Here is a 16,995-nt window from a genome sequence, read left to right on the forward strand (position 1 = left end):
GGCGAAGTGATTCGGGCCGAAACACCCAGTTCGCCGCCGGCGCCGAGGCCAGGACCTGGCGAAGTGATGCGGGCCGCAACACCCAGTTCGCCGCCGGCGCCGAGGTCGTTCCTTGGCAGAGTGTTGCGGGCCGCAACACCCAGTTCGCCGTCGGCGCCGAGGTCAGGACCTGACTGAGTGTTTCGGGCCGAAACACCTAGGCCGCTGTGAAAACGCACAACGCCCGGCCGAGACTTTCTCATGGCTCATCACCCCGCTCGGATGGCACGCTCGATCCGTGCCTGGGCCGAATAAGGTCCTTGAGCCGGCTGAGGACCTCGCTCCCTGTCCGGGTATCACCCCGCATTTGAACCTGGTGCTGTTCAGGCGTCGTGGGGCTTGGTGGGGCCGGAGCACGACTGGGGCGTTCCGCTGCTGGGATGGCTCGTTCAGCCGGTTCTTCCGGAGCCCAAGAAGCGTTGAACTTGCCCTGGACTGCACGCTGGATGAGCGTCATGAGGTAGCCGAACGGATTGCTGACTGTTCCGCCGGCACAACGGTGCTGCCACTGCTCGATGATGGGTAGCCGAAGATCCTCGGACACCCGTCTGAGCGCGCTTACTGCCTGGATCCGTTGCTCGGCCTCCAGTGCGTGCAGGAGATCCTGCCAGTTCGGATGGGCTTCCTCGCGTGCTCGCGGTTGTACTGGCTTTTTACATACAGAATCTTGTTTGTATGTATACGTACTATATGAGTTCGGCATCCGAACCAAGGGCGTACTCGGCGGATTCTGTCTGGGTTCGGCATCCGAACTCGGGGTTGAATGAGGTAGATCGGGCAGAGTTCGGATGCCGAACTCTGCCGCTGGATCCGCTTCGAGCTGACTATCGATAGCCCATTGCTGGTGGTTCAAGCGTCCCTCGAGCTTCTCCAGATGGGTTGGGAGGCGGCGACCAACGTCCGGGTCATCCCTGAACTCCCGCCAGGTGATCTGGCCGATTTCGCGTATGGCTCGGTTGCTGTGGCCGGTGGACTGGCTCAGCAACTGCATGTAGTCGGTGTCCAACTCCAAGGCTTCGGCTGGAGAGACAGGCTCGTCGTGAAGGATGTAGACGTTGCCCTGTACTTGTCCGTTGAGGTCGTTGCGCAGGCGTCGGCCGAGACTGAGCCAGCGTGTCAAACGAAGAACCGTGAGTGCCTTGGCGATGGTTTCGCGCGAGGCGATCTTGCCCGGCTGCATGCCGAGATAGGGGCGCAGTTGCTCGTATGTCGGGAACGCGGTCAGTCCGTCGTCGTTGATGAGCAAGCGGAAAACTTGCCAGCAGTTCCGCTCCAGCGGAGTAAGACGCTTATCCAGGAGGAGGCGCCGTGGAACGGTTTCATGCGGATTGCCGCTGAAAATGATGCCGGAATATTGTTGAGCCAGCGGTTCGCCGCTTTCGGCAGCAAGCCGCTTCTTATACAAATGGGCCTCGAGATGTCCCGAGGCCGAGTCCAGCAGTGTCGAGATGGGAAAGCGCGACAGCCTCATGGTGCTGTGTCGCCTTCCGACTGAACCAGGTTCAGTAGTTGTTGACGTTCTGTCTCAGCGTTCACCTGCGTTGTTGCGGATGGGGCAGAGTGGGGCAGGTGTGAGCTGACGCTAGCGAGGTAAATAGTGGATTGGGACTTTTGCAGGCCCGCCTGGCTCTGGCTCGATTTGCCAGACGGATAGAGCCCGTCTTTCAACCAGCTCTGGATGAGAGACCAAACAATGGCGAGGCTGATGAATTCTGGACTGTCTTGTTCGATTCCGGCGTTGATTTCCTCAGTTAGGATCATCGCGATGTCCAGCAACTCCATGCTGTCCTCGAGGCGGACCTGATTTTCCTGCATCAGGTGCTCCCAGCGGAACCATATCTGGCGCTCGATCTGTTCATCGAGCTGCCGCCAGCGACCGCGGCGCGGGTGGATCTCCAGCATCAAGCGCTTGGTGGCGGTGTCCTCCGGCGACAGACCGAAAAAGCTCTGGATCATCGTTGTGGTGGCTCCCAGCTTCAGTGCGCGTTCGATCTGCAGGTCTTCCTGCGCGCTGCGCTCGGCTGTGGCCAGGATTTTCTCCATGACGTCGATGTTCACCCTGACGTCTACCCAAGAAACCGGGGTATTGGTCAGGATGCTCATGACGGCAGGCTGTTGGAGCTGAGCCAGAATCTCCGGCCGCAGCCCCATCTCGGCACAACGCCTGAGCTGGCCGTTGCGCAGGTGGTTGAGCACCTGCGTCAGGACCGCTTCATTGATCAACGACTTCGACATGTCGATCTCTCCCCAAATCGTGCGAAATCACTGGTCGGTAGCTGCTTGCTCGAAGGCGGCCGGCGGCAGCTCAAGGTCAACCAGGCGTCGGGCAAGACGAATGATCCGGAACAGTTTCACCAGGGCTTCGTCATTGAGCCTGCCTTCCTGGCTGGATGGCTGATCGCTTGTGGTGGGTTGACCCAGCAGCAACTGAGCGAAGCCAGCTGAGAACTGGAATTCACCCAGTGCATCGCGGCAGGTCTGTTGATCGTGAGTGTTCAGAACGACTTGGACCTGGCCGCTGAGCGCTTGAAGCAGCGTCATGAGGTGCAGCGCTGAATCAGTAATCTCACGGTCTTCATTGGGCTCGCGATACGTGTAACCCACACCGCCCTGGATCCTGACGATTTCGCCAGGGGCGCCGACGTGCAGAGCGATCTCTTCAGCCAGGTCAGCGATGTGCTGTCGCAGGATCTCGGGGGTATCGATCGACCGCTCGATGTACCAGAGGTCGGTGATCGGGTGCAGACCGCCGACTTGCACTGGGATTGCCTGCAGGGCTGTTTCATCGAAGACAGGTAGATATTCACCCTCAAGGCCGGCAAGCCGTTGGCGAGTCTGCTGGATCTTGGTCGATACCGGGCTCACGATATGGCCTGCCAAGACCGCTGCACGCTCCTCGTCGGTCAGTTGCTGTTGTTGGACTGGTGGCGGCGGAGCTGGCAGGGTAGATGTACCCGGGGGGCTCTTGGTCTTGGACGTTTGGAGGCCGGTAGCGGGGCTCTGTATTTGTGCTTGCCCAGTAGACGACGCAGCAGGGTTTTCCTGCCCAACTGGTGGAATTTCAGGTGGCCCGGCAGGTGTGGGCAGGTCGACCAGAGTGCTGCGGCGTTGTTCCTGCTGCCCGTTGGTGATCTCGAGCAGGATCTGGTCATAACGCAGGCCCAGGGGTCGCTTCATCTGGTCGATGAGTTCGTCCTGGAAACGCTCGAAAATGAATTCGTCAGGGCTACTGTCGAAGATTGCCAGCGTGTCCTGGAATAGCATCTCGAAGTCGATACCCTCGCCGGAGTAAAGGCGTTTCCAGCAGCTCAGAGAGGCCTTGCGCAGTGAGAGAATGCGAGAAACACGATCAACCCCCAGGCCCGAGTACAGCATGCTTGGTATGGCTGGAAGCAGGAACTCAACGGTATCCAGCATTTTGCTTATGTGGGACTGAGATACTGGGTAGCCATCCGCTTTTAGCCGACGTGCCAGCTCACGCTGGGAAATGCTTTCACCGCCGCTCTCTTGTTCATAGAGGACTTTCGCCTTTTTAACTCCAATAGCTCGCTCAATGAACTTCAGGTCACCCTTCAGATCGTTCTCAGCCAGGTGACCAGTCAGCGCGATGATTTCGCCGCGCTGCTTGTCCCAGGGCCTGAACAGGCAGTTGAAGCGGAAGTAACGCTCGTCGCCGGTCTCTTTGTAGAGCTCGTTGAGAATTTCCAGGCGAGTGTTTCCGCCGTTGCGAATGCGGTATTTGTCTTCCCCAGGGCGTCGAGTCACTGGTGGCGGCGTATCGAGGCCTCGATGCCGGATCGATTCTTTCAACTCATCGTATTTCGGGTTTCGAGTGGTCCGGGGGTTATCGTGCCAGGGGAGGACTTGGTCGAGTGTCAGCACCATGGGCGTGTCGCTGATCGGGTCCGACAACTGCTCCAGAACCGGCGGCGCGGTGAAACCTGGGGCAAGTAGCCGGTCTTTCAGATCTTGCGGGTTGATCTTGGCCATCGTCATGCCTCCGCCACCTGAACCTGAGGCGTGTTCGCCGCAGCCAGCTCTGCCTGCAGACGCTGATTCTTGGCGAAGAGCTCGTCGACCATTCGGTTTGCTCGCGCGAGTTCTTCTTCGAGCGCGTTGCTGCGCTCCAGCCGGTAGACGATTTCACTGTTGGCCGAGCGGTGGTTATCCGCGGCTTTTTGCTTGAGTTGATCGCGGAGCCCTTGCGGCATGCGTACAACAAACTTGTCTTCTGCGTGTTTGCGGTCGATCGAAGTAACGTTCTTCATGTTGTTCTCCTGCAGATCGCTCAGTAATGAGCGGCCGTGGTCTGGAATGAGGGCGATGGAGACGCATTACTGGCCTGGAAGAAGTCCAGTTGTGCCAACCCCTCAAGCGCTGCGCTGTTGAGCCAGAGGCATTCGATTCGCTCTCTGGAGCCGTCTGCATAGGCGTGGCGGTCGACTCTGTGCCAGGTGATGTAGAGCTCGTCGTAGAGGGGGCAGGGATATCCGGAGAGCACCACCATGCCGCGCAGCGGAGCGGTCGACGCTCCAGCCTTCTGCTTGAGCGAAGGCCACCAGCCGGCGAACGCTTTCCCGGGCGCCGCGAAGGAAACTACGCATTCGTGGTCTCCTCGCTGTTGAGCTGCAGCCAGGTCTCCATCTCTGCAAGGGAGCGGGGAAGGCTATCGGTGGCGGCGGCATCCAGGAGACGTTTCACCAGCGCCTGAAGGCTGCGACGATCGCTCTGCCGGCTGCAGGCCAGGTCGTCATGCGCGGAACGCAGCATGCGGACCTCTGTGCGCAGTTGAGTGCATACGTCGTCAGTTGCTACTGGTGCCGTTGACGCGACAGGTGACCGCGACCGTGTCCTGAGGCGGTTTTCCCACTCTTCCCTTGCTGCCGAGAAGCGATGGCCACGACCTACACTCCAACCGCTGGTCCAGTAGCGCGACTTTCCGCAGTCAGGGCAGGGCTGTGCGCCGCTGCCATCCAGGTGATAGCCGCAGTTCAGACAGATCCACGAAGGACCTTCACGCAACTTGAGCTCAAGCATCAGCTCGACTTTCTGGAAGTGCTCGAGCGGCCGGTAGGCAGTGACGTCAGGCATCGCGCGCTACCTCCTTGGGATTTCTACAGGACAGCGCCCAGCGGCTCTCGATGCGCTTTTCGTGGTCGCCTGCCTGTACCGGCATACGGGTGATGTATGCGTTGTCCTCGCCAAACAGTCGTTCGGCAAGGCGGGAGGCTGCCACCTTGTCGCTCCAGGTGCAGGTCGCACGCTGCTTCTGAATGGTATTGGTCCAGAAACCGGCGCCATCGAACTTGACGATGCACTGATAGGTCTGGGACGCCTTCATGACTCGGCCTCCTTGCTGAGTGCATCACCGACCTGAACGGCCACCAGTTCGGGCAACCCCGGCTCATGCCCGGGATAGTTGTTGGCCAACTGATGCAGGAACTCGCGCGCGGCGTCCTTGCTGCCTGCAATGCGGAACACGGCGGTGAGGTGCTGGGAGTCCTGAGTGCCGCAGCAGAGGTGTGGCACCAGACTCACTTTCAGCGAGCAGCTGAACAGGTGTCGCGGGATCCATACCGACCAGAAGTAAGCCGAAAGCAATTGCCCCGGAGCGCGCGTAGTGACCACCAGAGTCCCGGCCTGGGTGGTCGAGATTTCGATGTACCCCAGTTCCTCCAGCTCACGAAGCTCTCGCTCCATCGAACTGGGTGCGACCGTGCTCTCGTCCCGCGAAAGGCGCGAGATCACTTGGCTGAGGGCGTCCAGCTCGATGGGGTTGACCCCAACGTGATTGGCATGAACCACTGCCGAGTCGGTGAACGCGGCCGAGGCGTGGATACTCGGAAAGCGGGCTTCAGTGTTCATCAAAGACAGCCTCCAACTGATGGACGTCGTAGCTTCCGCAGCAGGGGCAGACCAACACCTCGGCTTCTCCTTCTGGGGTGTTCTCGGCGGGGAGAACCTGGCGCACCAAATGGTGTGGGTGGTGCTGGTCACAATTCATGCACTGGTGGGTGACCAGGGGCTGGGAAGTGTTCATGCATGGGCTCCTTGCCAGGTCCCCGGCGCCAGGTCGGCAAAGCGGGTCTGGTTGGCGATGAAGGCGGTGTGGACGGTGCCGATCGGACCGTTGCGATACTTGCCGATGATGATTTCGGCGATGCCCTTGGCCTCGGTGTTGGGGTGGTAGACCTCGTCGCGGTACACGAACATGATCACGTCCGCGTCCTGCTCGATTGCGCCGCTCTCTCGTAGGTCCGCGCAGTTCGGTCGCTTGTTCGTCCGGTTCTCTAGGCCGCGATTTAGCTGGGATAGAGCTACGACGGGACAGTCCATCTCCTTGGCCAGCGCTTTCAGCGAGCGGGAGATTTCCGAGATCTCGGTGGCTCGATTCTCCAGGCCTGGGCAACTCATCAGTTGCAGGTAGTCGACCAATATCAGCGCGGGGTGTCCGTACTTCCTGGCCGCCCGGCGAACCTTGGCGCGCAGCTCTGTCGGCGTGAGGTTGCCCTGATCGTTGATGACCAGCCGGCTGCCATAGTCGTTTATGCGCTGGATCGCGCCAGACAGTCTGGGCCAATCCTCTTCTTGCAGTTGGCCCTTCATCAGCTTGCCCAGGTCCAGGTGGCCGAACAGGGCGGCAAGCCTGAACAGCAACTGCTCTGCCGGCATTTCCATGCTGTAAACCTGAACAGACTTCTGTTGGTCGCTCTGGAGCGCGGTGTCGACCAGGTTGAGGGCAAACGACGTTTTGCCCATCGCAGGGCGGGCACCGACGATGATGAGATCTGACTTCTGTAGTCCGCCGGTGAGTTCGTCGAGATCCTTCAGGCCAGTCGGGACCCCCGTTACCGTCACGTTGTTGTTGAAGCGGTAATCGATGGTGTCGACGATCTTCATGAGGCTCTTGTTGATATCGACGAAATCGGCGTTGTGGTGGTCCTGGCCAAGGGCGAACAGCTTCTGCTCAATCTCCTCCTGAACCTCAGAGGGATTTGCCTGGTGGTTCGAGGCGGTCCTGGTGCAGTGGTGCCCGAGAGACATCAACTGCCGCAGGTGCGCCCGATCGCGAACGATCTGCGCGTAAGCCTCGATATTGGCCACGGAGGGCGTGTTGTCGGCGAGCTGGCCGAGGTAGGCCAGCCCGCCAGCTTCTGGAAGGTCTTCGATCGCTTCCGACACAGTCACGACATCAAACGGAGCATCCTTCGCGGCCAACTCGCTGATGGCGGTGAAGATCAGCCGATGCTCATGCCGGAAGAAGTCCTCCTTCTGCAGGTCGCCGACAATGTCCCATGCCGCGTTGTCCAGCATCAGGCCGCCGAGTACCCCTTGCTCCGCCTCGACGGAGTGCGGCGGCGTAAGTTCCAGAACACTCACTTCGAGTCCTCCCGGCTGATCTGCAGAAACGTGCTTCCGCTGCCGTCCGGGGAGCCGATGATCTCCAGCGCTTTCACTTCCACCTTGGCGGACTCGATGATCACCGAACCCACATGAGCCACCGCTTTCGCGCGCTCGATATCCAGGGGTTTGTCTTCGTCAAGCAACCCTTCGATGGTGGCAAAGAGGTGATTCCGCAGATCCTCAATCTTGTTCTTCATGCTCGACCTCCTGAATGGTGCGCTTGAGCTTGCTGATGACGCGGATTGCGCTCTTCAGCTCAGGCGGATAGCGATGGATGGAGTTGCGGCGCATGCGTTCGGCCCGGGTGATGAGCTCCAGGTTGTCGATGACGACGTTCTGCTTGTTGTTGTCCTTGAAGCAGACGCAATGGCCGGTTGGGATGGGGCCGAAGTGTTCTTCCCAGAGCAGGATGTGGATGCCCTTCCAGTCCCGGGGGGGATAGCCGGTATCCGAGATCTTTCGTTGCAGGTAGCCATCAGCGCTGACCCGCGTGCTGCCGACTGGGAGCCATGTGTGGGGCTTTTGCCCCTTCTTGAACTGCGTTTCTGGTGCGCGTCCTCGCGCGGGCAGCCCCTTCATGCCGCAGTTCCATGGGGTGTTTCCCTTCTTGAACCGAGTTGCGCTGCCCCAGTCCTGCCGGATCTTCTTGGAGAACTCGGGACTTTTTTTCAGCCCGAGCCGATACGCTTTGGAGCAGATCTGCTGGAGCGTTTTGTTCAACCTGGCTGCCAGGACCTCGTTCGGCATATCCGGATACAGGCGCAGCAGCACCAGTTCCTGTTCGGCGGTCCAGGTTTCGCGGATGCAGCGCTCCTCTCGGTTGCTGAATTTGCGGCGGGCACGCACCAGGGCCTCGTAGGCGATGGTCGAGAGAGCAGAGCGAGTCATCGGGAACCTCCCTGCTCGAGCGCGCCCTGAACTCGCCGGCTGACGCCGCGGTGCAGGCGAGTGTTTTTGCCGTGCTCCCAGCCTGCTTGCAGCGAGGCCTGGTCATAGGCAAGGGCCTTCGTAAGCGCCGCCGGCTCCAGGTACTTCAACGCCGGATGGTGTAGTTCGAGGTAGGCCTTGATGGCTGCTTGAGTCGACTCGTCCGGCCTGCCAGCAAAGTCACGTACCAGCGAACGCACTGCGAGAAGCCAGCCTTCGACGAAGAGCTTGCTGCGACGACGCTTGGTCGACAGCTTGCATCGCTTCTGTTGGGCGACATGAGCCGAGCGCGCCGCCACCAGTTGGTGGTGGAGCGTAGAGTAGGCGTGAGCGGCCAGCTCAGGGCCGATCCCTCGGCCCATGAACTTGAACGTCCAGCCCGCTGGCATCGCGTATGCCGCCAGGTAGTCGCAGCCGAAGGAACTGGCGCAGATCCCGGCCAGTTCATGCAGCCATGGGGCAGGAGAGCGCCTGGTTCGAGTGGGAACGCACGCGGTTTCCACCGTGTGGGCCGAGATCTCCGCATCGCTGAGGTCGAACTGCCGCTTCAGGATCGCGGCCTGGCGCAATGCGGTTTCCGCCTCGTTCGGCGTGGCCCCCTTGGCATTCGCCAGGGCCATCAGCTTCTCGACCTTGGCGAGGACTTTTTGCTTGTCCATTACGCGCCCCCCTTGCAGCAGGTTGAGCCCTGCTCGGTGGCGGAGCGGTCCAGGCGCTCGATCTCGGCCAGCACTAGGGCGCCGGCGCGTACCAGGTTCTCGCGCGCCGACTTAGGCTTCCACCACTCTTCGTCCCAGGGCCAGAACAGTGCAGAGCCATTCCGAATGCCGTCCGGCCAGTCGGTGCCGATGCCGCCGGCATGGAGCGCGTAGCAGCCGGCCGCCAGGGCGATCAGGCCAGCGCTAGCGTCGTCGTTGCTGGTATCGAAACCTTCGACGGTGATCTGGCGCCGGCGCTCGGCCTGTACATCGAGCCAGGCCTGCGGAACAGGGGAGAGGTTCGAAGTTGGGTAAATTCGGTCTGTGGCCTGTCTTACCCGATCGACAATAGCCAGGGCTGCTACGTCGCCCAGTGCGACCTCCAGGGCGGCGAGCAGGTTGGCCATCAAGAACTGCTCACGCTCGTCCGCGTGGTTTTCTGCGCTTGGGCGTCTATTCCAGTCGATCTGTGCTGAATACCTCGCTGTTACCGGGTCTGGCTCGCAGTAGGACGGCCCGATGTGAACCTGGCAGTCCAGGCATTCAATGGCACAGTTCCAGGCATCGGTGTCGAGCAGCTCGGGTTCCAGCATTCGAATGTTCGTGCTGCCGCAGAGCGGGCAGGGCTTGAGCTTGGGGTCACTCATGGCCTGCCTCCCTGCCCGTCGTCGGTGCCGGGCTTAGCTTGGGAGGAGCCGGCGGCGAGCATGGCGTGTACCTCGCTGATTGCATCGTTAAATGCTGCAGCTCGCTCGGGATCTCCGGCATGCGACGCACAGTCCTTTAATTGTGCGATCAGCTTCTCAGCGTCCAGCACCGCGCAGTGCTGAGCCTGGGCTACTGGGGTGGTGTAGAGTTTTTGGCCAGGCTCCAGCCAAGGCCAGATATCCGCGTAAGGCGCTACCCCCATCTCGCTTGACGCGCGCATCACACCAACGGGTTCCTGCTTCTCCAACTTGGCCAGCTTCGTTTCAAGCTCCATGACCCTAGCCAGGGCGGCGTCGCGCTGATTCAAGGCCTTGGCACAAGCCTCGCTGAGCAGGCGCTCATGCTGTTCTGCTGCCGCATCGAGATCGATTGGGCTGAGGCTATCTGCGAGCGGCCTCACGTACTGGCACACCGGGCCGTTCTCGGTGTTTCCTGCGCTTCGTTGGAAGAGCAGTTGTCGGCCAGGTCCGGATAGTTCGGATGGGTCCAGAAGCCGAACTGATCGCGCTCGACCAGGTGGGCCTGAATCATAGGTTTCATGCCAGGCCTCCCACGCTCATTCCGAGCACCGCACTTGCCTCGGCGGCCAGTTGCTGGCCTTCAGTGCTTGATGAGCTGCCGACGAAGAGCATCAGCCGTTCGATGACCCTCACAGTGTCCTGCGAGGGTTGGGCGAACTCGGCCAGGTGATCGATGGCAGTAGCTATGTTCCAGATCGCCCTGTTCATGTCCCGCTGGATCACTTGGATCGAACTGGCATTGGCCGCGATGGCCAGTTGCGACTTCGTCTGCAACAGTAGGTCGTGGGCGATTTGGAGCAGGGCGTTCTGCAGGGGCTGTCCACAGGCACGCTGCTGAGCGCGAACCGGAGCGACCAGGCCCTGCAACATCGCAGCACCTTCAGCCTCGATTTGCAGATTCTCGGAAGCACCGGCGGCAGCGCCTGCTTTGGCCATGTAGCCTTGCACGTAGGCGTCGAACTGGGTCTCGGCGATCAAGCTCAGGAGGAGGTTGTTGCGGTTCTGGAGGTTCATATGAGGCCCTCCGGAGCCGATTGCAGAGCGTCTTTCCAGAGCCGAAGGGTTTCCTGCTCCTCGCTGGTCAGAGCGGTGCAGTCAGCGACCTTCTGCTTGATGACGCGCAGGCGCTCCTCGACTTCACTGCCATCGTCGTACGCGATTTCGTTAGTCAGATGGCTAATGAAGTCACATCGCAGGCTCCCCACCTGACTAGCGAAATACTCGGCTTCACTGCGCCACCCGATGAGCTGCTTGGGACGCTTCAACCAGCGTTTGAGTTTTGAGTGGAGTTGGTGCGTGGAGTACTGGGGATCGAACACCTTGGCACGGTTGTAGATCAACGCGATCTGCAGGATCTCCAGGCGCTCTTCGAGCGTATTTCCCGGAAGCGGGTAGTTCGAGGCGACCAGTTGCTTGGCCAGGCGCTCACGTAGCTCGCGCCGCTTCTTGGCTTTTTTCTCGTCGCGATCACGCTTTTCCTTCGCATGCTCGATCTGCTTGTTCACCGAGTCGAGCAAGCGCGCTACGTCTTGTAGGAGCTGCTTTTGTTCGAAGCTCAAGTAGCAACCCAGCTTCCCGAACAGGTCGGTACCGCCACCTGTCAGCTTGCGTATTTCTCGCGCAGCGCCGGTCAATTTGGCCTGCTGGCTCCGAAGGTCGGCGGCGCTGCCGAACTTGTTCAGTTGCAGCACAAGTTCCGCGTCGACGTCGCGGGCTTGGGTGATAGGAGTCTTCGCCATGTCAGCGCCCTCCCTTGACCAGTGCTGCAACCGCCTCCGGCGTCAGCGCCAGGAAGCGATCAGTCCACTCGGGAAAGACCTCGATGGCCAGGTTGCGGATGATTTCCAGCGCGGGCGCTGATGTGCGATTGGAGGGTTGCCGCGTTTCGAGGCGGTGCGCTGGTAGCCCGCGCGATGCTGCGTTGCGAAACACGACGGCATCCGGGACAGTCGTTTCGAGCACAGAAATGTCCTGATGCTCATCGAAGATGGCACGCACATTCTCGTGAATTGCCCGGGAGTCATTGGTCTGGTCCAGGCAGTTGATGACGATCTGAACCTTGGGGATCCGCATGCCAAGACGCTCATAGGGGCGTAGGCCGTCGAGCATTTGCATGGTGCCGCGGTTGAACTCACGGGCGGTAAGCATGTTGGGTTGGAGGGGGGAAACAACCAGGTCCGATGCAAGCACAACCATCTCGAGGAGAGCAGAGCGCGCACCCTGGGTGTCGATCAGCACCAGGTCGTAGCCTTCTTTCAGAGCGGGCATCAGGTTCGCCAGGCGTAGCCGGCCATCGGGCGCCTGGAGCAGTAGGTTGTTGAGCTGATTGTTCTGGTCGTTGGAAATCACCACGTCCAGATTGGGGATAATCGTCCTGGAGATGATCTTCGCCGGGTCCGTTATGTTGGCGGCGAGCAGGTCGTAGATGCCGCCCTGGGCAACTTCCGGAAGCTCGTAGTACGAGGATAGGGAGGGCTGGACGGGGTCCAGATCGATGAGGAGGGTTCGTATGCCTGCATCGGCGCAAAATGCACCGAGGTTGGCGGCGGTGGTGGATTTCCCTACACCACCCTTGGTGGATACAACCGAAGTCGCTTTCATTGAGATAGCCTCTAATGGGGTCATTAGAGGCTGCTCAGCTAAATCGGTACGGGGCTTTAAAACCCTTCCTAGAGAGACCTAGGCCAATTGTCTTTTAACCAATTGGTCGTAGGTTCGAATCCTACACGACCCACCATATTCAAGACGAAAAAGCCCACCTGCGAAGGTGGGCTTTTTCGTTTCTGTACCCTTATTTTCCGAATGCTGGCCTGTGGGAAGGAGGAGGGGCCGCTCTTCCAGCCCTGTTTCTCCGACGCCTGGCCTTCCCGCATGGCATTCATCGAGCGTCTGGAGGCGGCGGGCCCTGAGGCCCGGCCGCTCCATCGAACAGGAAGCCTCCCGGTACGGGTACCGGGAGAATCGATTCACAGGTTGTAGTGGCGACCTATCATTGGAACGGTCGCCGCAGCCCCGTATACCGAGTTCCAGGACTGCCAGCCAAAATTGATGCCGATCAGTCCGCCATGGATCTGGTTGGGGATTTGTGGCTCCAGCCTGCCGCTGGCCGAAGAACCCATGACATTCCCCTGGTTCCAGGCGACCAGGCCGCCCAGCAGACCCGAGCCTCCGACCTTGCCGGAAGCGGAAGCGCCGCTGATGGTGGCGGTGCTGAAGCCCACCAGCCCGCCAATATAGCTATCGTAGCCCGCCGTCACATCGCCGCCGGCCGAGGCCCCCAGGATGAGAGCCTGCCAGCCCTCCAGGGAGCCGACCAGTCCGCCGGCCCTGATCCCGGCGCCTCCGCTCACCGCACCGCTGGCCTTGGCGGAGCGGATCGAGGTGTTTTCACCGCGGCCGACCAACCCTCCCAGGTTGTGGCCGGTCTTGTCGTTCACGATTCCATGACTGCTGGCGAGCATCAGCGAACCTCGCAGGTCACTGCCGATCAACCCGCCGATGGCCCTGGAACCACTGGCGCTGACGTTGCCCGAAGCCGAGACGTTCGTCAGCGAGGCGGCATCGTTATAGCCGACGAGTCCGCCGACGCGACTGCCCTTGCCCCCGGTGACATTGCCGGATGCCGCCAGGGTGCTGTGGTTGCCGCCCCGGTTGTGGCCGATCAGCCCTCCCACGTCACTGTTCGCCCCTGCGTTTACCCACCCGGAGGCCTTCAGGTTGGAATGATTGCCGCCGAGGTTGGACCCTATCAGGCCACCCAGGGTTTTGCCGCTGCCGTCGGTGACTTCGCCACTGGCGGAACCGTTGATGACGGAGCCGTACAGGTTTTCTCCGAGCAGACCGCCAACCGCTTCTGCTCCGCGGGTAGCGACATTGCCCTTGGCGGAGGCATTGACCAGCGAGGCATTGGCGTTGAGACCGATCAGGCCGCCGGCCTGGAGCAGCGACCCACCACTCAGGTTGCCGCTGGCACTGACGTCGGCCAGGTTGCCTGCCTGGTTGTGGCCGATCAGGCCTCCCAGGTAGCGACCGTCTTGCAGGCTGACATCGCCATGGGCGCTGGCGTTGTTGATGGCCGCGTTCAGGTTCCGGCCGATCAGCCCGCCCAGTGCTTCCGCGTCTGTGCCCCGGACCTTGCCGCTGGCCGTGGCGTGGGCAATACCACTGTTTACGTTGAGGCCGATGAGCCCACCGTACAGGCCGCGCTGTCCGTTGCCTGAGACGTCGACGGAGGCGGAAACGTCCGCCAGTCCGCCGGCGGAGCTGTATCCGACCAGTCCTCCCAGGTTCATTCCGTGACCGCTCAGCGACAGCGTTCCCTGACTGCCGCTGCTGCGGATGAGGCCGCCGCGGTTCCTGCCTACCAGGCCCCCCGCGCCGTAGTGGCTGGCATGGTCCTTCAACTGGCCGGAGATGGCAAAATCGGCCCGGCTGTTGGAGATGCTGGCCACGCCCCTGGCTGTGCTGATGTTTTCGGCTGCGAGTCCGCCCAGAGCATAGGTGTGGCGGTTGCCGACCAGCGTGCCGCTGGCGCTGGCGTTGTCGATACTACCCAGGTTCAGTGCGACCAGCCCGCCGAGGCTGTTCAGCTTCGAGGCCGCGGCGATACGGATGTCGCTGGCGTTCACATTGTCGATGCGACCGAGGTTGACGGCGGCCAGGCTACCGACCTGGACGTTGTAGTGGGTGGCCTGTGCTCCATCGGCGGAAATGCGTTCCAGGTTCAGGTTGCGGAGGGTGCCCCGGTTGACGCTGAACAGGCCGGAGTAGGCGCCGGTGCCGTAGACGGCGAGATTATCGATGGTGTTGCCCAGGCCGTCGAAGGTACCGCCGAAGGCGCTGGCGTTGCCTATCGACAGGAAGCTGGAATGGCCGCCTGCGATTCGATTGCCGAGGGCATAGCTGCCGCCCAGGTTCCTATCGATGCCGCGCAACTGCTGCAGGTCCTGGATCACGCTGTAGTCCCGCCCATTGGCGCGGAATCCTGCGTTCTTGCCGGACAGGGTGATCCGGGTGCCTTCGGCGAGGGCATAACCCTTGTCCGAATTGAATTCGACCCGGGCTCCCTGGCCGGTGAGGGAGAGGCTGTCGTCGATACGGAGAGGGCGCTGCCCGGCATTGAGAGTAAGGCTGGCGTTTTCTCCCTGGGCCGTCAGCGCGCCATTGATCCTGAGGTCCCCGCGCTCGGCGGTTAGCGTCAGGCCGTTGCCGCTGTCCCAGGACAGCGGCGCGCCGACATGCGCGTTGCCCCGGGTGGCGACCACTTCGACGTTGCTTGTGGAAAGGTTGCGGGCCAGGGTATCGGCATGCAACGTCGGGCCTTTTCCCGCGCTGCTTGGATTCGCCAGGCCGGAACCGACATTCTCGCTACTCCGGGCCTGAACGGTACGTGACCTGACGTTGGTGGCGGAGTTGCCGAAGACCTTGTTACCGCCGGTCTGGACCTGCACGACATGCACATTGCCGGCGTCGGCGGCGATATCGGGTAGCGTCTGGACCTGGACGATGCTGGAGCCATTGGCGCCTGGGCTCAGGTTGGGGAGAGTCTGGGTCTGGACGACATCGATTCCGCTGACGCCGGGGCCGATGTTGGCACCGCTCTGGCTCTGTACGATTGTGACGCCATTGACGCCCGAGCCGATGCTGGGGCCGCTCTGGCTCTGCACGACGCTGATGCCACTCGCGCCTGAACCGATATTTGCGCCATTCTGGCTTTGCACAACGGTGATGCCACTTGCGCCCGAACCGATATTGGCACCGTTCTGGCTCTGCACGACAGTCACGCCATTGACGCCCGAGCCGATGTTGGGGCTGTTCTGGCTCTGCACGACGCTGATGCCACTCGCGCCGGCGCCGATATTGGCGCCATTCTGGCTTTGCACGACGCTGATGCCATTGGCGCCCGAGCCGATGTTGGCGCCGCTCTGGCTCTGCACTGCGGAGGTACCGTTGGCGCTGGCGGCGAGGTCGACGGCCGGCTGCTGCTGAACGATGGTCACGCCGTTGCTATCGGACGCATTGGCCCCGGCTGGGCCCTGCGCTACATGGACCTGGCCGGAACCATCACCGGCAGCGTTTGCCTGGCCGACAGCGGCTACGCTGACCTCGTGCGAGAGAATCCTCCAGGTGCCGGTTGCGCCCTGGTCGGCATGGGTGTCCACCTGCGCGGTTCGCTGTATCTCGACGTTCGCGCCCTGGTTCAGCACCAGGCCGCCATTGCCTCCGCCGATGGCGCTGGCGTCCTGCTTGCCGGCCACCCGCACGGTACCCTGTTCGCCGCCGTCGAGGACGATGCGTCCTTCCGCGCTGCGTAGCGTCCTGGCCTCGAGAGTGCCCTGGTTGTTGACGACGGTCTTGAGCAGGCTGTCGGCGCTGCGGGCGCTCATCAGCACCTGGCCGCCATCGGCGCGGATGAGGCCGCCGTTGTGTGCGAGAGCGTCGACCGAGCCCTTGTCCACCTGCAGGTTGAGCAGGCCGTCGCCGTCGAAATTGAGGTTGATGCCCTGGCCTGCGCCCAGGGCCACGTCGCCGAGTTGTGCCTGGATCACGCCGTCGTTGCTGACCCGGGCGCCCAGCAGGGCGATGCTGCCGCCTTCGCTGGCTTGCAGGTTGCCGGCATTGCTTACGGTTGCGCCGGAGTCGCCGGAGAACTGGTAGTTGCCGGCGAGGAAGTCCCTGTCGGCCAGGTCCAGGGTGGAAGCCACCAGGCCGCCTACGTTGACCTGGGCGGACTTGCCGAAGACCACGCCGTTGGGATTGACCAGGAAGACCTTGCCGTTGGCATCTATCCGCCCCTGGATATCGCTGCCGTTGCGGCCGATCACCCGGTTCAGGGCGACGGCGTCCTGGCCCGGCTGGTGGAAGCTGACCCGCTCATCGGTACGGACGCTGAACTCGTTCCAATTGGTGATCAGCTTGTGGCTCTGCTGGTCGATGACCATATGCCGGCCATCGGTGGATGTCTGGAATCCGGCATCGCCTGAAACGACCGTGGCGCCGCTGGGCAGGGCGAAGGCGGGGGCCTGGCAGAACAGGCCGAGCAGTGACGCTCCGGCGACTACGAGCGCCTTGCCGCGTCCGCTCTTGCTGCGCCGACGGGTACCTTCGCTTGCGACGTTCCAACAGCCTGTGGCCTGGTTCCAGACCAGCGTATAGCTCTTGTTCATGGCTTTTCCTTTCAGTGGGGCCCGCCGGCATGG

General features: G+C 61.7%; 19 protein-coding genes and 1 pseudogene. All 20 read right to left on the reverse strand.

The features are described from left to right. Nucleotides 1–238: 238 nt before the first annotated feature. A complete protein-coding gene (locus HMPREF2716_RS28750) occupies nt 239–1,510 on the reverse strand; it encodes an STY4528 family pathogenicity island replication protein (protein WP_016264253.1) in 1,272 nt (423 codons plus the stop codon). Next, complete coding sequence (locus tag HMPREF2716_RS12280) at nt 1,507–2,274, reverse strand: DUF2857 domain-containing protein (RefSeq protein WP_016264254.1); 768 nt, start codon at nt 2,272–2,274, stop codon at nt 1,507–1,509. The genes HMPREF2716_RS28750 and HMPREF2716_RS12280 overlap by 4 nt, the downstream gene beginning before the upstream one ends. Nucleotides 2,275–2,301: 27 nt before the next feature. Continuing rightward, complete coding sequence (locus tag HMPREF2716_RS12285) at nt 2,302–4,035, reverse strand: ParB family protein (RefSeq protein WP_031675533.1); 1,734 nt, start codon at nt 4,033–4,035, stop codon at nt 2,302–2,304. Continuing rightward, the gene (locus tag HMPREF2716_RS12290) at nt 4,032–4,307 is read right to left on the reverse strand and encodes an ICE element conjugation transcription factor TprA (protein WP_016264256.1); all 276 of its coding nucleotides are present in this window, start codon (nt 4,305–4,307) and stop codon (nt 4,032–4,034) included. The genes HMPREF2716_RS12285 and HMPREF2716_RS12290 overlap by 4 nt, the downstream gene beginning before the upstream one ends. Before the next feature lie 20 nt (nt 4,308–4,327). Further along, a pseudogene (locus HMPREF2716_RS29965) lies at nt 4,328–4,555 on the reverse strand (DNA adenine methylase); the annotation flags it as partial. Between the two features lie 80 nt (nt 4,556–4,635). Then, entirely contained in the window at nt 4,636–5,130 is a 495-nt protein-coding gene (locus tag HMPREF2716_RS29405) for a hypothetical protein (RefSeq protein ID WP_003134082.1), read from the reverse strand. Then, entirely contained in the window at nt 5,123–5,380 is a 258-nt protein-coding gene (locus tag HMPREF2716_RS12305; RefSeq protein ID WP_003134081.1) for a hypothetical protein, read from the reverse strand. The genes HMPREF2716_RS29405 and HMPREF2716_RS12305 overlap by 8 nt, the downstream gene beginning before the upstream one ends. Next, nucleotides 5,377–5,904: a hypothetical protein gene (locus tag HMPREF2716_RS12310; RefSeq protein WP_016264257.1), complete on the reverse strand. Its 528-nt coding sequence runs from the start codon at nt 5,902–5,904 to the stop codon at nt 5,377–5,379. The genes HMPREF2716_RS12305 and HMPREF2716_RS12310 overlap by 4 nt, the downstream gene beginning before the upstream one ends. After that, nucleotides 5,894–6,079: a hypothetical protein gene (locus tag HMPREF2716_RS12315; RefSeq protein WP_003157042.1), complete on the reverse strand. Its 186-nt coding sequence runs from the start codon at nt 6,077–6,079 to the stop codon at nt 5,894–5,896. The genes HMPREF2716_RS12310 and HMPREF2716_RS12315 overlap by 11 nt, the downstream gene beginning before the upstream one ends. Beyond that, nucleotides 6,076–7,419 carry a replicative DNA helicase gene (dnaB, locus tag HMPREF2716_RS12320; RefSeq protein WP_016264258.1) on the reverse strand — a complete coding sequence of 448 codons (1,344 nt, stop codon included), beginning with the start codon at nt 7,417–7,419 and terminating at the stop codon, nt 6,076–6,078. Before dnaB ends, HMPREF2716_RS12315 begins: the two co-directional genes overlap by 4 nt. Then, on the reverse strand, nt 7,416–7,640 hold the full coding sequence (locus HMPREF2716_RS12325; RefSeq protein ID WP_009315888.1) for a hypothetical protein: 225 nt from the start codon (nt 7,638–7,640) through the stop codon (nt 7,416–7,418). The genes dnaB and HMPREF2716_RS12325 overlap by 4 nt, the downstream gene beginning before the upstream one ends. Then, nucleotides 7,624–8,331 (reverse strand): HNH endonuclease signature motif containing protein, encoded by a 708-nt coding sequence (locus HMPREF2716_RS12330; RefSeq protein WP_016264259.1) that lies wholly within the window; start codon nt 8,329–8,331, stop codon nt 7,624–7,626. Before HMPREF2716_RS12330 ends, HMPREF2716_RS12325 begins: the two co-directional genes overlap by 17 nt. Then, a complete protein-coding gene (locus HMPREF2716_RS12335) occupies nt 8,328–9,029 on the reverse strand; it encodes a DUF2786 domain-containing protein (RefSeq protein WP_009315890.1) in 702 nt (233 codons plus the stop codon). Before HMPREF2716_RS12335 ends, HMPREF2716_RS12330 begins: the two co-directional genes overlap by 4 nt. Then, the gene (locus tag HMPREF2716_RS12340) at nt 9,029–9,715 is read right to left on the reverse strand and encodes a hypothetical protein (RefSeq protein ID WP_016264260.1); all 687 of its coding nucleotides are present in this window, start codon (nt 9,713–9,715) and stop codon (nt 9,029–9,031) included. Before HMPREF2716_RS12340 ends, HMPREF2716_RS12335 begins: the two co-directional genes overlap by 1 nt. Further along, nucleotides 9,712–10,176, reverse strand: a complete 465-nt coding sequence (locus HMPREF2716_RS12345) for a hypothetical protein (protein WP_070621904.1) — start codon at nt 10,174–10,176, stop codon at nt 9,712–9,714. Before HMPREF2716_RS12345 ends, HMPREF2716_RS12340 begins: the two co-directional genes overlap by 4 nt. Beyond that, nucleotides 10,173–10,316, reverse strand: coding sequence for a hypothetical protein (locus HMPREF2716_RS29835; RefSeq protein WP_168168082.1), 144 nt, complete (start codon nt 10,314–10,316; stop codon nt 10,173–10,175). The genes HMPREF2716_RS12345 and HMPREF2716_RS29835 overlap by 4 nt, the downstream gene beginning before the upstream one ends. Continuing rightward, nucleotides 10,313–10,810, reverse strand: coding sequence for a hypothetical protein (locus tag HMPREF2716_RS12350; RefSeq protein ID WP_016264262.1), 498 nt, complete (start codon nt 10,808–10,810; stop codon nt 10,313–10,315). The genes HMPREF2716_RS29835 and HMPREF2716_RS12350 overlap by 4 nt, the downstream gene beginning before the upstream one ends. Then, nucleotides 10,807–11,535, reverse strand: coding sequence for a hypothetical protein (locus HMPREF2716_RS12355; RefSeq protein WP_016264263.1), 729 nt, complete (start codon nt 11,533–11,535; stop codon nt 10,807–10,809). The genes HMPREF2716_RS12350 and HMPREF2716_RS12355 overlap by 4 nt, the downstream gene beginning before the upstream one ends. 1 nt (nt 11,536) lies before the next feature. Then, complete coding sequence (locus HMPREF2716_RS12360) at nt 11,537–12,397, reverse strand: ParA family protein (RefSeq protein ID WP_016264264.1); 861 nt, start codon at nt 12,395–12,397, stop codon at nt 11,537–11,539. A 365-nt stretch (nt 12,398–12,762) separates the two neighbouring features. Further along, nucleotides 12,763–16,962 (reverse strand): two-partner secretion system exoprotein TpsA4, encoded by a 4,200-nt coding sequence (gene tpsA4, locus HMPREF2716_RS12370; RefSeq protein ID WP_023518091.1) that lies wholly within the window; start codon nt 16,960–16,962, stop codon nt 12,763–12,765. Nucleotides 16,963–16,995: the final 33 nt, after the last annotated feature.

The sequence above is a fragment of the Pseudomonas sp. HMSC076A11 genome, assembly GCF_001810205.1.
Lineage (GTDB): Bacteria > Pseudomonadota > Gammaproteobacteria > Pseudomonadales > Pseudomonadaceae > Pseudomonas > Pseudomonas aeruginosa.

What these genes read in the sequence shown, in the direction of transcription:
- HMPREF2716_RS29835 (WP_168168082.1), bottom strand. Translation starts at nt 10,316, where the DNA reads ATGAAACCTATGATTCAGGCCCACCTGGTCGAGCGCGATCAGTTCGGC.
- HMPREF2716_RS12315 (WP_003157042.1), bottom strand. Translation starts at nt 6,079, where the DNA reads ATGAACACTTCCCAGCCCCTGGTCACCCACCAGTGCATGAATTGTGAC.
- HMPREF2716_RS12330 (WP_016264259.1), bottom strand. Translation starts at nt 8,331, where the DNA reads ATGACTCGCTCTGCTCTCTCGACCATCGCCTACGAGGCCCTGGTGCGT.
- HMPREF2716_RS12325 (WP_009315888.1), bottom strand. Translation starts at nt 7,640, where the DNA reads ATGAAGAACAAGATTGAGGATCTGCGGAATCACCTCTTTGCCACCATC.
- HMPREF2716_RS12340 (WP_016264260.1), bottom strand. Translation starts at nt 9,715, where the DNA reads ATGAGTGACCCCAAGCTCAAGCCCTGCCCGCTCTGCGGCAGCACGAAC.
- HMPREF2716_RS12280 (WP_016264254.1), bottom strand. Translation starts at nt 2,274, where the DNA reads ATGTCGAAGTCGTTGATCAATGAAGCGGTCCTGACGCAGGTGCTCAAC.
- HMPREF2716_RS12285 (WP_031675533.1), bottom strand. Translation starts at nt 4,035, where the DNA reads ATGACGATGGCCAAGATCAACCCGCAAGATCTGAAAGACCGGCTACTT.
- HMPREF2716_RS12355 (WP_016264263.1), bottom strand. Translation starts at nt 11,535, where the DNA reads ATGGCGAAGACTCCTATCACCCAAGCCCGCGACGTCGACGCGGAACTT.
- HMPREF2716_RS12290 (WP_016264256.1), bottom strand. Translation starts at nt 4,307, where the DNA reads ATGAAGAACGTTACTTCGATCGACCGCAAACACGCAGAAGACAAGTTT.
- HMPREF2716_RS12310 (WP_016264257.1), bottom strand. Translation starts at nt 5,904, where the DNA reads ATGAACACTGAAGCCCGCTTTCCGAGTATCCACGCCTCGGCCGCGTTC.
- HMPREF2716_RS12350 (WP_016264262.1), bottom strand. Translation starts at nt 10,810, where the DNA reads ATGAACCTCCAGAACCGCAACAACCTCCTCCTGAGCTTGATCGCCGAG.
- HMPREF2716_RS12360 (WP_016264264.1), bottom strand. Translation starts at nt 12,397, where the DNA reads ATGAAAGCGACTTCGGTTGTATCCACCAAGGGTGGTGTAGGGAAATCC.
- HMPREF2716_RS12335 (WP_009315890.1), bottom strand. Translation starts at nt 9,029, where the DNA reads ATGGACAAGCAAAAAGTCCTCGCCAAGGTCGAGAAGCTGATGGCCCTG.
- HMPREF2716_RS12305 (WP_003134081.1), bottom strand. Translation starts at nt 5,380, where the DNA reads ATGAAGGCGTCCCAGACCTATCAGTGCATCGTCAAGTTCGATGGCGCC.
- tpsA4 (WP_023518091.1), bottom strand. Translation starts at nt 16,962, where the DNA reads ATGAACAAGAGCTATACGCTGGTCTGGAACCAGGCCACAGGCTGTTGG.
- HMPREF2716_RS29405 (WP_003134082.1), bottom strand. Translation starts at nt 5,130, where the DNA reads ATGCCTGACGTCACTGCCTACCGGCCGCTCGAGCACTTCCAGAAAGTC.
- HMPREF2716_RS28750 (WP_016264253.1), bottom strand. Translation starts at nt 1,510, where the DNA reads ATGAGGCTGTCGCGCTTTCCCATCTCGACACTGCTGGACTCGGCCTCG.